The organism is Micromonospora sp. DT15, assembly GCF_049841475.1.
Taxonomy (GTDB): domain Bacteria; phylum Actinomycetota; class Actinomycetes; order Mycobacteriales; family Micromonosporaceae; genus Micromonospora.
This window is the reverse complement of the sequence record NZ_JBNCKJ010000008.1, coordinates 46,915-59,674: the sequence shown is the minus strand read 5'-3', so window position 1 is coordinate 59,674 and position 12,760 is coordinate 46,915. Positions and strand designations below refer to the sequence as shown.

The 12,760-nt window shown below is 69.8% G+C and carries 12 protein-coding genes; 4 read left to right on the top strand and 8 right to left on the bottom strand.

Annotation, left to right across the window (positions count from 1 at the left end; translation table 11 throughout):
- Nucleotides 1–164: 164 nt before the first annotated feature.
- Nucleotides 165–2,756, bottom strand: coding sequence for an ATP-dependent chaperone ClpB (gene clpB / locus ACLQ3F_RS18725; protein WP_425850394.1), 2,592 nt, complete (start codon nt 2,754–2,756; stop codon nt 165–167).
- A gap of 85 nt (nt 2,757–2,841) precedes the next feature.
- Nucleotides 2,842–3,486, bottom strand: coding sequence for a TetR/AcrR family transcriptional regulator (locus tag ACLQ3F_RS18720; RefSeq protein ID WP_425850392.1), 645 nt, complete (start codon nt 3,484–3,486; stop codon nt 2,842–2,844).
- An 85-nt stretch (nt 3,487–3,571) separates the two neighbouring features.
- On the opposite strand from ACLQ3F_RS18720, the gene ACLQ3F_RS18715 reads away from it, so the two are divergent.
- From ACLQ3F_RS18715 to ACLQ3F_RS18705, 3 genes are all read left to right on the top strand, one after another.
- On the top strand, nt 3,572–4,708 hold the full coding sequence (locus tag ACLQ3F_RS18715) for an epoxide hydrolase family protein (protein ID WP_425850391.1): 1,137 nt from the start codon (nt 3,572–3,574) through the stop codon (nt 4,706–4,708).
- Between the two features lie 174 nt (nt 4,709–4,882).
- Complete coding sequence (locus ACLQ3F_RS18710; protein WP_357208344.1) at nt 4,883–5,383, top strand: cation:proton antiporter regulatory subunit; 501 nt, start codon at nt 4,883–4,885, stop codon at nt 5,381–5,383.
- Between the two features lie 5 nt (nt 5,384–5,388).
- On the top strand, nt 5,389–6,603 hold the full coding sequence (locus ACLQ3F_RS18705) for a cation:proton antiporter (protein ID WP_425850389.1): 1,215 nt from the start codon (nt 5,389–5,391) through the stop codon (nt 6,601–6,603).
- On the opposite strand, the gene ACLQ3F_RS18700 is transcribed toward ACLQ3F_RS18705, so the two are convergent.
- Nucleotides 6,592–7,050 carry a GNAT family N-acetyltransferase gene (locus tag ACLQ3F_RS18700; protein WP_425850387.1) on the bottom strand — a complete coding sequence of 153 codons (459 nt, stop codon included), beginning with the start codon at nt 7,048–7,050 and terminating at the stop codon, nt 6,592–6,594. The two genes, ACLQ3F_RS18705 and ACLQ3F_RS18700, sit on opposite strands and share 12 nt — an antisense overlap.
- 172 nt (nt 7,051–7,222) lie before the next feature.
- Between ACLQ3F_RS18700 and ACLQ3F_RS18695 the strand changes: the two genes are divergently transcribed.
- A complete protein-coding gene (locus ACLQ3F_RS18695) occupies nt 7,223–7,654 on the top strand; it encodes a hypothetical protein (RefSeq protein ID WP_355004660.1) in 432 nt (143 codons plus the stop codon).
- Between the two features lie 196 nt (nt 7,655–7,850).
- Here the strand turns inward: ACLQ3F_RS18695 and ACLQ3F_RS18690 are convergent, their stop codons facing one another.
- The 5 genes from ACLQ3F_RS18690 to dnaK all read right to left on the bottom strand — a co-directional run bounded on the left by ACLQ3F_RS18690 (nt 7,851) and on the right by dnaK (nt 12,595).
- Nucleotides 7,851–8,045, bottom strand: a complete 195-nt coding sequence (locus tag ACLQ3F_RS18690) for a hypothetical protein (protein ID WP_425850385.1) — start codon at nt 8,043–8,045, stop codon at nt 7,851–7,853.
- A 136-nt stretch (nt 8,046–8,181) separates the two neighbouring features.
- Nucleotides 8,182–8,622 carry a heat shock protein transcriptional repressor HspR gene (locus ACLQ3F_RS18685; RefSeq protein ID WP_030332087.1) on the bottom strand — a complete coding sequence of 147 codons (441 nt, stop codon included), beginning with the start codon at nt 8,620–8,622 and terminating at the stop codon, nt 8,182–8,184.
- Nucleotides 8,623–8,652: 30 nt separating this feature from the next.
- Complete coding sequence (gene dnaJ / locus ACLQ3F_RS18680; protein ID WP_357208537.1) at nt 8,653–9,837, bottom strand: molecular chaperone DnaJ; 1,185 nt, start codon at nt 9,835–9,837, stop codon at nt 8,653–8,655.
- Between the two features lie 85 nt (nt 9,838–9,922).
- On the bottom strand, nt 9,923–10,678 hold the full coding sequence (grpE, locus tag ACLQ3F_RS18675) for a nucleotide exchange factor GrpE (RefSeq protein WP_355004657.1): 756 nt from the start codon (nt 10,676–10,678) through the stop codon (nt 9,923–9,925).
- Between the two features lie 48 nt (nt 10,679–10,726).
- Entirely contained in the window at nt 10,727–12,595 is a 1,869-nt protein-coding gene (dnaK, locus tag ACLQ3F_RS18670; RefSeq protein WP_425850382.1) for a molecular chaperone DnaK, read from the bottom strand.
- Between the last annotated feature and the right edge of the window lie 165 nt (nt 12,596–12,760).

Genomic DNA, 12,760 nt, shown 5'->3' with positions numbered 1-12,760 from the left:
CAAGTGCGTCGGCGGGAACGGTAACAACCCCGCGCACCTGGAGAAACTCATCATTGTCTGGTGATCTGGCAGCTACGGAGCGTCCTGGTGGGGTGCCGTCCGGGGGCGGAGAACGGGTCGGGCCGACCCCGCCTGCGAGGCGGGATCGGCCCGGGTGCGACGGATCAGGCGGCGGTGACGGTCAACCCTTCCTTCGCGTCGGCCAGGTCGACCTTGACGGTGTCGCCGTCTCGGATCGTCCCGGAGAGCAGGGCTTTGGCGAGTTGGTCTCCGATCGCGGTCTGGACCAGACGACGGAGGGGCCGCGCACCGTAGATCGGGTCGTAGCCGTGCTCGGCCAGCCAGTCCCGGGCGGCATCGGTGATCTCCAGACCCAGCCGGCGATCGGCCAACCGCCGCCGCATCCGCTGCAACTGGATGTCGACGATGGAGCGCAGGTCGTCCCCCCGCAGCGAGGCGAAGACCACCATGTCGTCCAGCCGGTTGAGGAACTCCGGCTTGAAGTGCGACCGGACCACGGCCAGCACGCCCTCGCGGCGCTGCTCGTCGGCGAGCGTCAGGTCGCTGATCACCGACGACCCGAGGTTGGACGTGAGGATCAGGATCGCGTTACGGAAGTCCACGGTGCGGCCCTGGCCGTCGGTGAGCCGGCCGTCGTCGAGCACCTGGAGCAGCACGTCGAAGACGTCCGGGTGAGCCTTCTCCACCTCGTCCAGCAGCACCACGGAGTACGGGCGTCGGCGCACCGCCTCGGTGAGCTGACCGCCCTCGTTGTAACCGACGTAGCCGGGTGGGGCACCGACCAGGCGGGCTACCGAATGCTTCTCGCCGTACTCGCTCATGTCGATGCGGACCATGGCCCGCTCGTCGTCGAAGAGGAACTCGGCGAGGGCCTTGGCCAGCTCGGTCTTGCCGACGCCGGTGGGGCCGAGGAAGAGGAAGCTGCCGGTCGGGCGGTCCGGGTCGGCGATACCGGCCCGGGCACGGCGTACCGCGTCGGAGACAGCGCCGACCGCCTCGGTCTGGCCGACCACCCGGCCGCCCAGCGACTCCTCCATCCGCAGCAGCTTGGCCGTCTCACCCTCCAGCAGGCGGCCGGCGGGGATGCCGGTCCAGGAGGCGACCACGGCGGCGATGTCGTCCGCGCCGACCTCCTCCTTCAGCATCGCGCCGTCGGCCTGGAGTTGCGCCAGCTCCTCCGCGGCCTGCTTCAGCTCGACCTTCAGGGCGGGAATCCGGCCGTAGCGCAGCTCGGCGGCGCGTTCCAGCTCGCCGTCGCGCTCGGCCCGCTCGGCCTCACCGCCGAGGCGTTCCAGCTCCTCCTTCGCCGTGGAGAGCTTGGTGATGTGGCTCTTCTCCGTCTGCCAGCGCTCGGAGAGCACTGTGAGCTGCTCGCGCTTGTCGGCCAACTCCTTGCGGAGCCGCTCCAACCGCTCGGCCGAGGCGGCGTCCGGCTCCTTGGCCAGGGCCATCTCCTCGATCTCCAACCGGCGGACGGCCCGCTCGATCTCGTCCACCTCGACCGGACGCGAGTCGATCTCCATCCGGAGCCGGGACGCGGACTCGTCGACCAGGTCGATCGCCTTGTCCGGCAGGAACCGGTCGGTGATGTAACGGTCGGACAGCGTCGCGGCGGCCACCAGCGCGGCGTCGGTGATCCGTACGCCGTGGTGCACCTCGTAGCGCTCCTTGAGCCCACGCAGGATGCCGATGGTGTCCTCGATGGTCGGCTCACCGACCAGCACCGGCTGGAAACGGCGCTCCAGCGCCGGGTCCTTCTCGATGTGCTCGCGGTACTCGTCGAGTGTGGTGGCGCCCACCATCCGCAGCTCACCACGGGCCAGCATCGGCTTGAGCATGTTTCCGGCGTCCATCGAGCCCTCGCCCTTGCCGGCGCCGACGACAGTGTGCAGTTCGTCGAGGAACGTGATGACCTGCCCGTTGGAGTTCTTGATCTCCTCCAGGACGGACTTCAGTCGCTCCTCGAACTGGCCGCGGTACTGCGCGCCGGCGACCATCGCGCCGAGGTCCAGCGAGATCAGCTTCTTGTCGCGGAGTGATTCGGGCACGTCGCCGGTGACGATCCGCTGGGCCAGGCCCTCGACGATCGCGGTCTTGCCGACGCCGGGCTCGCCGATCAGCACCGGGTTGTTCTTGGTACGCCGGGACAGCACCTGGATGACCCGACGGATCTCGGAGTCCCGGCCGATGACCGGGTCGATCTTGCCGTCGCGGGCGCTGGCGGTGAGGTCGACGCCGTACTTGGTCAGGGCCTGGTAGGTCTGCTCCGGGTCGGCGGTGGTGACCCGACGGTCCCCACCGCGCACGGTCGGGAAGGCGGCTACCAGAGCCTCCTCGGTGGCGCCGACGGTCTTCAGCGCGCCGGACACCGCCCCGCCCACCCGGGCCAGGCCGGCGAGCAGGTGCTCGGTGGACGTGTACTCGTCGCCCAGCGGCCGGGCGATCTGCTCGGCGGCGCCGATGGCGTTGACGAACTCCCGAGCCAACGTCGGCTCGGCGATGCTGGAGCCGCGGGCGGCCGGCAGGTTGTCGACCGCGCGCTGGGCGGCCTGGCGCAGCTCGGTCGGGTCGGCCCCGACGGCGCGCAGCAGACCGGTGGCGGTTGAGCCGTCGGTGTCCAGGAGTGACAGGAGCAGGTGCCAGGGCTCCACCGTGGCGTGGCCACGCTGGTTGGCCAGTGCCACAGCGCCCGTGATGGTTTCGCGGCTCTTGGTGGTGAGTCTTTCGGTGTTCATGGGCTCCCCCGGATCGGCGTTGTCCACTGGGTTGGACACAACCAGAGTTGAGCGTATTCCGCTCAACCTTAGCGCGTGACGCCCATCACTCCCGGCGTCGCCACCGCCAGTCGAACTCCCCGGCCGCCGGGGCCGGGCCGGGCAGCAGACCCTCGTCCGGCACCGACGACAGGCCCGCCACGAGGACCGCGAGCTGGCGACGGCGCAGCTGGCGGGTCCGTTCCGGATCGGGTACGCGGACCGCGGCGCACGCCTCCAACAACAACCCGAGATCGTGGACGACCGCGTCGGGGCGCAGCCGCCCGCTCGCGTGGGCCCGGTCGACCAGGGCGGCGGCCAACTCACCGGCGCGCACCGCGTCCCGGCCCATCTCCTCGGTCGGGGTGAAGGTGCCGGCCAGGTGAACGGTGAGCGAGTGCACGTCGGCGTCGACCACCCGGGCCAGGAAACCGGTGAACGCGGCCCAGTCGTCCGACTCAGCGAGGGCGGCCTCGGCCTCCGTGACGTACCGGCGCAGCCCGTCGTGGCAGAGCTGGCGCAGCAGGTCCTCCTTACCCGCGTACCGCCGGTAGAGGGCGCTGATGCCGACGCCGGCGCGCTCGGCGACGGCGGCGATCGGGGCCTTCGGGTCGTCGAGGAAGACGGCGCGGGCGGCTTCGAGGATGACCTCGTCGTTGCGGGCGGCCTGGGCGCGGCGACCGCCGAGGGTCTTGCCGGACGTCGGTGACATGCGTTCAGACTAACAGTGGAACGGACCGTTCCGCTCTGCTATGGTGATTGCAGAACGAAACATTCCGTTCCGAAGGAGTTCCGGCATGAGTGACACCGCTGTCCACCCGTTCCGCGCCGAGATCCCGCAAACCGCCCTCGACGACCTGGCCGCCCGGCTGGACCGCACCCTCTGGCCCGTCGAACTGCCCGGCGCGGGTGACTCGTACGGGATGAGCAACGACCGGGTGCGGGCCCTCGTCGACAGGTGGCGGGGCGGGTTCGACTGGCGCGCCGTCGAGGCCCGCCTGAACGCCCACCCGCAGTTCGTCACCGAGATCGACGGCGAGCGGATCCACTTCCTGCACGTCCGGTCGTCCCGGCCCGACGCCACCGCGCTGGTGCTCACCCACGGCTGGCCCGGCTCGGTGCTGGAATACCTCGACGTGATCGCCCCGCTCACCGAGCCCACCGACCCGGACGCGCCGGCCTTCCACGTGGTCGTCCCGTCGCTGCCCGGCTTCGGCTTCTCCGGCCCAACCCGCAACGCCGGCTGGAACCGGTTCCGCATCGCCCGCGCCTGGGCCGAGCTGATGAACCGCCTGGGGTACGACAGCTACGGCGCGGTCGGCAACGATGCCGGTTCGATGATCGCGCCAGAGCTGGGCCGGATCGATCCGGAGCGGGTGCTCGGCGTACACGTCACCCAGCTCTTCTCGTTCCCCTCCGGCGACCCGGCCGAGTTCGCCGGGCTCTCCGAGGCGGACCAGGCGGCGCTCGGGCACCTCCAGTGGTTCTACGAGAACAAGTTCTCCTTCAACCAGGTGCACAGTCAGCAGCCGCAGACCCTTGCGTTCGGGCTGGCCGACTCACCGGTGGGGCTGCTCGCCTGGAACGCCCAACTCTTCGACGAGGGCCTGGATGCCGACTTCATCCTGGCCAACGTGGCGCTCTACTGGTTCACCGGCACCGCCGCCTCGGCGATGCGGCTCTACTGGGAGGACGCGCACGCCGGCGAGCCGCCGACCGAGCCGACCACCGTCCCGACCGCGCTGGCCATGTTCCCCGGGGACTTCCAGTCCATCCGCCGCTTCGCCGAGCGGGACCACTCGAACATCGTCCGGTGGACGGCGTACGACACCGACATCGAGGGCCGGGGCGACGTCGGCGGTCACTACGCGGCCCACCAGGCCCCCGAGGTGCTGGTCACCGACATCCGCGAGTTCTTCGCCAGCCTCCGCTGACCGCCAGCGCTTGATCGACTCGGGTTCCTTGATGTCGCGGTGTCCCGGTGGTCCAGACACCCCGACTTCCGGGAAGCCGAGTCGATCACGGCCGATGAGCTGCGTAGGGCCTGGTCTGACGACCGGTGGCCGTCCAAGATCTGCGGATTGTTCATCAAGCGGTAGCCTTGGCTGGTGCGAGTACGTGTCGAGCAGACCGCCCTACCCGGGATCGGGGTACGTCACGATCTGGTGACGGAGTCCGGACGCCGCCTGGGCGTCGTCTCCCATCGCAATGGCCGCCGCGATCTCGTTTTCTACGATCCCGACGATCCCGATGCCTGCCAGGCGGACATTCCGCTCACCGACGACGAGGCTGAGGCCCTGGCCGACATCCTCGGCGCGTCGCTGATGCTCGGTCAGCTCTCCGGGCTCCGCGAGCAGGCCGCCGGTCTGCTCACCGAGCAGATCGCCATCACGGCCGGCTCTCCGTACGTCAACCGGAAGCTCGGCGACACCAAGGCGCGTACCCGCACCAGCGCCTCCATCGTGGCGGTGCTGCGCGAAGGCGAAGTAATCGTCTCGCCACTCCCCTCCTTCCGCTTCGCAGCCGGCGACGTGGTGGTCGTCGTCGGGACCCGCAGAGGTCTCGACGGTGTGTCCGCCATCCTCGCCGACAGTGACCCGGACGGCTGAGGCGGATGCACGATTTCACCACGCTGCTCATCGAAGTCGGTGCGCTGCTGTTGCTGCTTGGCCTCCTCGGCCGGCTGAGCCGGCGCTTCGGCCTCTCGCCCATTCCCCTCTACCTGCTCGCCGGGCTCGCGTTCGGGCACGGCGGGCTACTTCCGCTCGCCGCCAGCGAGGAGTTCTTCGCGGTCGGCGCCGAGATCGGCGTCATCCTGCTGCTGGTGATGCTCGGCCTGGAGTACTCGGCCAACGAACTGGTCGGCAACCTCCGCTCGGCAGCCCCGGCCGGGCTGATCGACGGCGTGTTCAACGCCCTGCCCGGCGCGGCCTTCGCCCTGCTGCTCGGCTGGGACTGGGTCGCCGCCCTGGTGCTCGGCGGCATCACCTGGGTCTCCTCCTCCGGGGTGATCGCCAAGGTCCTCGCCGACCTGGGCCGGCTCGGTAACCGGGAAACCCCGGTGATCCTCTCGGTGCTGGTCATCGAGGACCTGGCGATGGCGCTCTACCTGCCACTCGTCACCGCCGTACTGGCCGGCACCGGCCTGCTCGGCGGCGGGATCGCGCTCACCGTCGCGGTGGGCACCGTGCTGATCGTGCTGGTGGTCGCCATCCGGTACGGCCACCTGATCTCGTCCGCCCTGTCGGCGAAGGACCCCGAGGCGCTGCTGCTCGGCGTACTCGGTCTGACGTTGCTGATCGCTGGCATCGCCGCGTCGCTCCAGGTGTCGGCGGCGGTCGGCGCGTTCCTCGTCGGCATCGCGCTCTCCGGCCCGGTGGCGCACCACGCCACCGAGTTGCTCTCGCCCCTGCGGGACCTGTTCGCCGCTGTGTTCTTCGTCTTCTTCGGCCTGACCACCGACCCGCAGGACATCCCGCCGGTGCTGCTGCCGGCCCTCGCGCTGGCCGTGATCACCATGGCGACGAAGACGGCCACCGGTTACCTCGCCGCCCGTCGGGTCGGCATCGCCGAACCCGGTCGATGGCGGACCGGTCTGGCACTCGTACCCCGAGGTGAGTTCTCCATCGTCATCGCCGGTCTCGCGGTGGCCGCCGGGAGCGTCGAGCCGCGGTTGGCAGCGCTGGCCGCGACGTACGTCCTGATCACCGTGGTGACCGGGCCGATCCTGGCCCGGCTGCCGGACTTCCCGTGGTTCAAGCGGTGGCTGCGCAACCGCGCGGCGGCGCAGCGGCGGGGGCAGGCCCCGGTCATCGACTCACCGCATTGAGGTCCACCTGAACGCCGCAGCCGCATGGGTCGCACCCTCGCGGAGGTAGAAGCGGTGCGCCTCGGTCCGGGCGAGGCCGGACTCCAGGAAGACGTAGTCGGCACCGTGTTCGTGCGCCCATGCCCTGGCCGCCGTCAGGAGGCTGGAGCCGACACCCCGGGAGCGCCACTCGGGGTGCACAGCGAGGTCCTCGATCGAAGCCCGACGGCCGAAGCGCACCGAGAGGATGTCCACGTAGACGCTGGCCACACCGACCACCTGACCTTCACCCGATCGCGCCGCGAAGAGTGCGACGTCTTCGTGGGCGAGCAATTGCGCGGTCCGCTCGACGGCACGATCCCGGTCCCAATCCCCGGGACGGCCACCGGGAGGGGCAAAAAGCCACTCCAGCCCCGTGACGAACTCGGCCTCGGCGCCTCGCTGTAACTGTCGTACGTGGATGGTCATGGGGACATCATCGGCTGCGTCATCGATGCAACCGACCCGCCCATGCCAACGGTTGCGGAATTGCTCCTCGCGGGTACTACCGCAGCACCCGACGGCGGGTTACCGTTTCGCCCCAGCAGCCAGGGTCCGCAGGCAGCGTTGCCAAACGCGGGCGAGAGCGGAAGGTCAGCCGGTGAGCGTGCAGGAGTCGACGTTCCACGGCTTTGCCAACCCCGTCGATCCGACTCCGGCGGAGTTGCGAGCTTGGGCGTACAAGCCCGATTCAGTGCCGTTGGCGTCGATGCCACCGGACTGGGACCTGCTGGTCTCCGGCGACCGGCTGGTGTTGACACTCTTCGAGTTAGCGATGGATTCAACCTGCCCGGCACGGCGGTTCGCGCTGCACTGCCTCTACATCTACGCGGCCGACGGCATCCGGACGAACTTCCGCGCGCATCCCAAGCGCCGCTTCCGCAAGCTCGTCGAACAGGCCGAGCGTGACGGCGACGAGCTGATGAAGGTCTGGGCGCACAACGGCCGGGTGCTGTTGGCCAGACCGGACCTCTTCGTCTATCGGGACTGGTGCGAGGGCGGCCTGGTCCGCGAGAACCGCCGCCTCGGCTGAACTGACGGATTCACTCCGTTCGTTTCGCCGATCTTGCACTTTCTGTTCCGACCTATTGCACGAAGCTAGACATTCCGTCATCCCAAACTGCAAGATCGCGGAATTGCGCGCGGTGCGCGGGCGCGTGGGGCGCGGGGCGGGGCGTGCGAACGGGCCGGGACCCCCCGTGGGTCCCGGCCCGTACGTTGGTTACCGGTCAGTCCTGCTTGCGTTCCGGTTCGGCTTGGCTCGGTTCGGCGGCGTGGTCCCCGTTTTCGGCGAACCGGCCCGCAATGATCCGGTCCCGGTAGGTCCCCTCGGTCACCTTGTCGAACTTCTTGCGGACGGTTTCGGCCAGGTTCTCCAACCGGTCCTCGGTCTGCTGGGCCACCTTCTTCGCCTGTTCCGCCATCGCTCCCCCTCGCCATGCCGGTAGGTCCAGATTAAGCCGATTGGACCCTTATCGACAGGCTAACCGAAGCGGCCCGGACCGCGCCGGGAATCCGGCGCGGTCCGGGCCGAGAAGACAGATCCGGGTGAGCGGCAGCTCAGCGATCGGGCGTACGGCGGGGGCGCCAAACCACCAGGGCGGTGGACGTACGGTTCGTCGGCACCAGATCCCGGCCCGGGAAGCGGGCCAGCGACTCCAACTCCGCCACCCGGCGGTACGCGGCGTCCAGCTCAGCCTCCAGCCGGGCCACCCGCTGCTGCGCCTGCTCCAGCAGCCGCTCCAGCCCGATGATCCGCTTGACGCCGGCCAGGTTGATCCCGTCGTCCTGACTGAGCCGCTGCACCTCGCGCAACAGCACGACATCGCGGACGCTGTAGCGACGCCCGCCACCAGCGGCTCGGCCGGGCTGCACGAGCCCCAGTCGGTCGTACTGGCGCAGGGTCTGCGGATGCATCCCCGCCATCCGAGCCGCCACCGAGATCATCAACACCTTGGCCTCGTAGGCAGGGTCGCCCGAACCGAGGAACTCGCCCGACATCCCGCTCACCTCCGCGTCCGTTCCACCGGACTAACTGACTCGACGCACCCGCGCGTCGAGATGTTCCCGGGCCGCCGGCGGGGTCTGCTCGGCGAACGACTCCAGCGCCGTGCGCGCCTCGTCGGACAACCGGGCCGGCACCACCACGTCCAGTGTGACCAGCAGGTCACCGGCCTGCCCGTCGCGGCGGACCACACCCTTGCCCCGGGCCCGCAGCACCCGACCGCTCGGCGTCCCCGGCGGCACCCGCAGGGTCACCGCCCCGTCGAGCGTGGGCACCCGCAGGTCCGTGCCGAGCACGGCCTCCGCGAAGGTGACCGGCACGGTCAGCGTCAGGTCGTCCCCGGTACGCCCGAACAGCTCGTCCGGCCGAACCTTGACCTGTACGAAGAGGTCACCCGCCGGGCCACCGCGCTCGCCCGGCTCACCGCGCCCGGCCAGCCGGATGCGTTGACCGTCGGCCACACCGGCGGGGAAGCGCACGTTCATGGTGCGGGTCTTTGTGACACCGCCGCTGCCGTGGCACTCCGGGCACTTCTCCTCGACCACCGTGCCGACGCCCTGGCAGTTGCGGCACGGCTCGGAGAAGCTGAACGACCCCTGGTCGCGGGTGGTCACGCCGGCACCATGACAGACCGGGCAGGTACGCGGCTGGGTGCCGGGTTTCGCCCCGTTGCCGTGGCAGGTGTCGCAGACTCCCGGCGCGCGCAACGTCAGGGGCAGCGTCACCCCGCGCACGGCGTCGCCGAAGTCCAGCGCCACCTCGGTCTCCACGTTCCGACCACGGGCCGGACCGCGTGGCGCGGCCTGCCCACCGGCCTGACCTCCGCTGAAGATCGAGCTGAACAGGTCCTGGAAGCCGGCGCCACCGAAGCGACGATCGCCGCCGCCGGCGCCGCCACCGAACATGTCGGAGACGTCGAACGGCATGCCGCCCGGCTGACCGCCACCCCTGGCGTTGCGCCGGAACGCGCCCGAGCCGAAGAGGGAACGCATCTCGTCGTACTCGCGACGGCGGCCGCTGTCCGACAGCACGTTGTACGCCTCGGACGCGGCCTTGAATCGCTCCTCGGCCTTCGGGTCGCCCGGGTTGTGGTCCGGGTGCGACTCCCGGGCCACCTTGCGGTACGCCTTCTTGATGTCATCCGCGGAGGCGGCCTTGTCCACGCCGAGCACGGCGTAGAAGTCCTTCTCGATCCAGTCCTTCGAACTCACCGGTCCACCTCCTTCCGACCCTGGTGGCCCGGCCGTCCCACCCACCGCTGGGCGGTGGGTGGGACGGCCTGCTCACTGTCTGGCACTATTCCGGATCCGCGACCGCGACCAGCGCGGGGCGCAGCAGCCGCTCACCGAGCTGGTAGCCGCGTCGCATGACCTGTACGCAGGTCGGCTCGCTGACGTCGGCCGACGTCTGGTGCGCGACCGCCTCGTGCCGGGTCGGATCGAACGGGTCGCCCTGCTCGCCGAAGGCGTTCAGACCGAACTTGCCCAGCGCGGTGGTGAGCTGTTCCGCCACCGTGCCGAACGGCCCGACCAGGTCGCCGTGTTCCCGGGCCCGGTCCAGGTCGTCCAGGATCGGCAGCAGCGCGGCCAGCACCGAGCCGGTCGCCTGCTCCTGCACGAGGCTGCGGTCCCGGTCGACCCGCTTGCGGTAGTTGGCGTACTCCGCCGACACCCGCTGGAGATCCCTGGTCCGCTCGTCCAGCTCGGCCCGTAGTGCCTCCAGCTCGGCGCCGAGCGAGGTGCCCGCGCGGCCACCGTCCACCGGCTGCGCCGGGGCGTCCACCACCGCCGGACCGGACGGCTCCGGCCCGTCGGTGGAGTTGACCTCGACCTCGATCTCATCGACCACGACCTCGGCGTCCTCGACCAGACCCTCGGCCGGCACACCGGTCTCCGCGTCAGCGGCGGTCCCCTCCGGCTCGGCGGTGTCGACGAGCTTACGGTTGTTGCGGATGACGACCCGCTCCCCGTCGCCGGTCGGCTCCGTGGTCGCGGAGCCACCCGGCGTCGACCCGGTGTCGCCCGGGTCGGCGGCTCGTGGCTTCTGCGTCATGCGGCTACCTCATCCCCTTCGCGGTGGAAACGTGTCGGAGGCCGACGGTCACTTCTTGCCGTCCTCGTCCACGATTTCCGCGTCGACCACGTCGTCGGCACCGCCGGCCTGCGGGCCGGTCGCACCGGTCGCGCCGGTCGCACCCGGGCCGGGCTCGCCACCCGGCTGCTGACCCTGCTCGGCCTGCTGCGAGTAGAGCAGCGAACCGGCCTGCTGGGAGACCTGAGCCAGCTTCTCGTGCGCCGACTTGATCTTCTCGATGTCCTGACCGCCGAGGGCGCCACGCAGCTCGCCGAGCGCCTCGTTGAGCTGCTCGCGGTTCTCAGCGGGCAGCTTGTCGCCGCTCTCGGCGAGGAACTTCTCGGTCTGCCACTGGAGCGCCTCGGCCACGTTGCGGGTCTCGGCGTCGTCGCGACGACGCTTGTCCTCCTCCGCGTGCTCCTCGGCGTCCCGGCGCATCCGCTCGATGTCGTCCTTCGGCAGCGAGGAGCCGCCGGTGATCGTCATCTTCTGTTCCTTGCCGGTGCCCAGGTCCTTGGCGTGCACGTTGACGATGCCGTTGGCGTCGATGTCGAACGCGACCTCGATCTGCGGCACGCCGCGCGGCGCCGGCGGGAGGCCGGTCAGCTCGAAGGTGCCGAGCTTCTTGTTGTACGCCGCGATCTCACGCTCACCCTGGAACACCTGGATCAGCACCGACGGCTGGTTGTCGTCGGCCGTGGTGAAGACCTCGGAACGCTTGGTCGGGATGGTGGTGTTGCGCTCGATCAGCTTGGTGAAGATGCCGCCCTTGGTCTCGATGCCCAGGCTCAGCGGGGTCACGTCGAGCAGCAGGACGTCCTTGACCTCACCCTTGAGCACGCCGGCCTGGAGGGCGGCGCCGACGGCGACCACCTCGTCCGGGTTGACGCCCTTGTTGGGGTCACGGCCGGTGAGCTGCTTGACCAGGTCGGTCACGGCGGGCATCCGGGTCGAACCACCGACCAGGATGACGTGCTCGACGTCGGAGATCTTGATCCCGGCGTCCTTCACGGCCTGCTCGAACGGGCCCTTGCAGCGGTCCAGCAGGTCCTGCGTCATCCGCTGGAACTCGGCACGGCTCAGCGTCACGTCGAGGTGCAGCGGGCCGGCCGCGCCGGCGGTGATGTACGGCAGGTTGATGTTGGTGGTGGTGGCGGCGGACAGCTCGATCTTGGCCTTCTCGGCTGCCTCGCGGAGCCGCTGGAGGGCCATCTTGTCCTGCGAGAGGTCGATGCCGTGCTCACCACGGAACGTCTTGACCAGGTGGTCGATGATCCGCTGGTCCCAGTCGTCGCCACCGAGCTGGTTGTCACCGCTCGTCGACTTAACCTCGACGACGCCCTCGGCCAGCTCCAGCAGCGACACGTCGAAGGTGCCGCCTCCGAGGTCGAAGACCAGGACGGTCTGCTCCTTGGAGCCCTTGTCCAGCCCGTACGCCAGGGCGGCGGCCGTCGGCTCGTTGACGATCCGCAGCACGTTGAAGCCGGCGATCTCACCGGCCTCCTTCGTCGCCTGGCGCTGGCTGTCGTTGAAGTAGGCCGGAACGGTGATCACCGCGTCGGTGATCTGCTCGCCCAGGTACGCCTCGGCGTCCCGCTTGAGCTTCATCAGCGTCCGGGCCGAGATCTCCTGCGGGGTGTACTTCTTGCCGTCGATGTCGACGGACCAGTTCGTGCCGACCTCGCGCTTGACCGACCGGATCGTCCGGTCCGGGTTGGTCACCGCTTGGCGCTTGGCGACCTCACCGACGAGCACCTCGCCGTTACGGGCGAACGCGACGATCGAAGGAGTCGTCCGCGAACCCTCAGCGTTGGCGATGACGGTGGGCTCACCGCCCTCGAGAACGCTGACGCAGGAGTTCGTCGTGCCGAGGTCGATACCGACCGCACGTGCCATCTTCGCTTCCTCGCTTCGTAAGGTTGTGCAGGTGACGGGCATCGCCCGTGGGCTGCTGGCGAGCACCGCCCGCAGCGGGCCCCACCACAAGTTGAGTGAACTTGACTCAATAGTGCCACGCGTTGGCCAATCGTCAAGGTGACTTGAGTCAACCCGACGCAACCC

What these genes read in the sequence shown, in the direction of transcription:
- clpB (WP_425850394.1), bottom strand. Translation starts at nt 2,756, where the DNA reads ATGAACACCGAAAGACTCACCACCAAGAGCCGCGAAACCATCACGGGC.
- ACLQ3F_RS18720 (WP_425850392.1), bottom strand. Translation starts at nt 3,486, where the DNA reads ATGTCACCGACGTCCGGCAAGACCCTCGGCGGTCGCCGCGCCCAGGCC.
- ACLQ3F_RS18715 (WP_425850391.1), top strand. Translation starts at nt 3,572, where the DNA reads ATGAGTGACACCGCTGTCCACCCGTTCCGCGCCGAGATCCCGCAAACC.
- ACLQ3F_RS18705 (WP_425850389.1), top strand. Translation starts at nt 5,389, where the DNA reads ATGCACGATTTCACCACGCTGCTCATCGAAGTCGGTGCGCTGCTGTTG.
- ACLQ3F_RS18700 (WP_425850387.1), bottom strand. Translation starts at nt 7,050, where the DNA reads ATGACCATCCACGTACGACAGTTACAGCGAGGCGCCGAGGCCGAGTTC.
- ACLQ3F_RS18690 (WP_425850385.1), bottom strand. Translation starts at nt 8,045, where the DNA reads ATGGCGGAACAGGCGAAGAAGGTGGCCCAGCAGACCGAGGACCGGTTG.
- ACLQ3F_RS18685 (WP_030332087.1), bottom strand. Translation starts at nt 8,622, where the DNA reads ATGTCGGGCGAGTTCCTCGGTTCGGGCGACCCTGCCTACGAGGCCAAG.
- grpE (WP_355004657.1), bottom strand. Translation starts at nt 10,678, where the DNA reads ATGACGCAGAAGCCACGAGCCGCCGACCCGGGCGACACCGGGTCGACG.
- dnaK (WP_425850382.1), bottom strand. Translation starts at nt 12,595, where the DNA reads ATGGCACGTGCGGTCGGTATCGACCTCGGCACGACGAACTCCTGCGTC.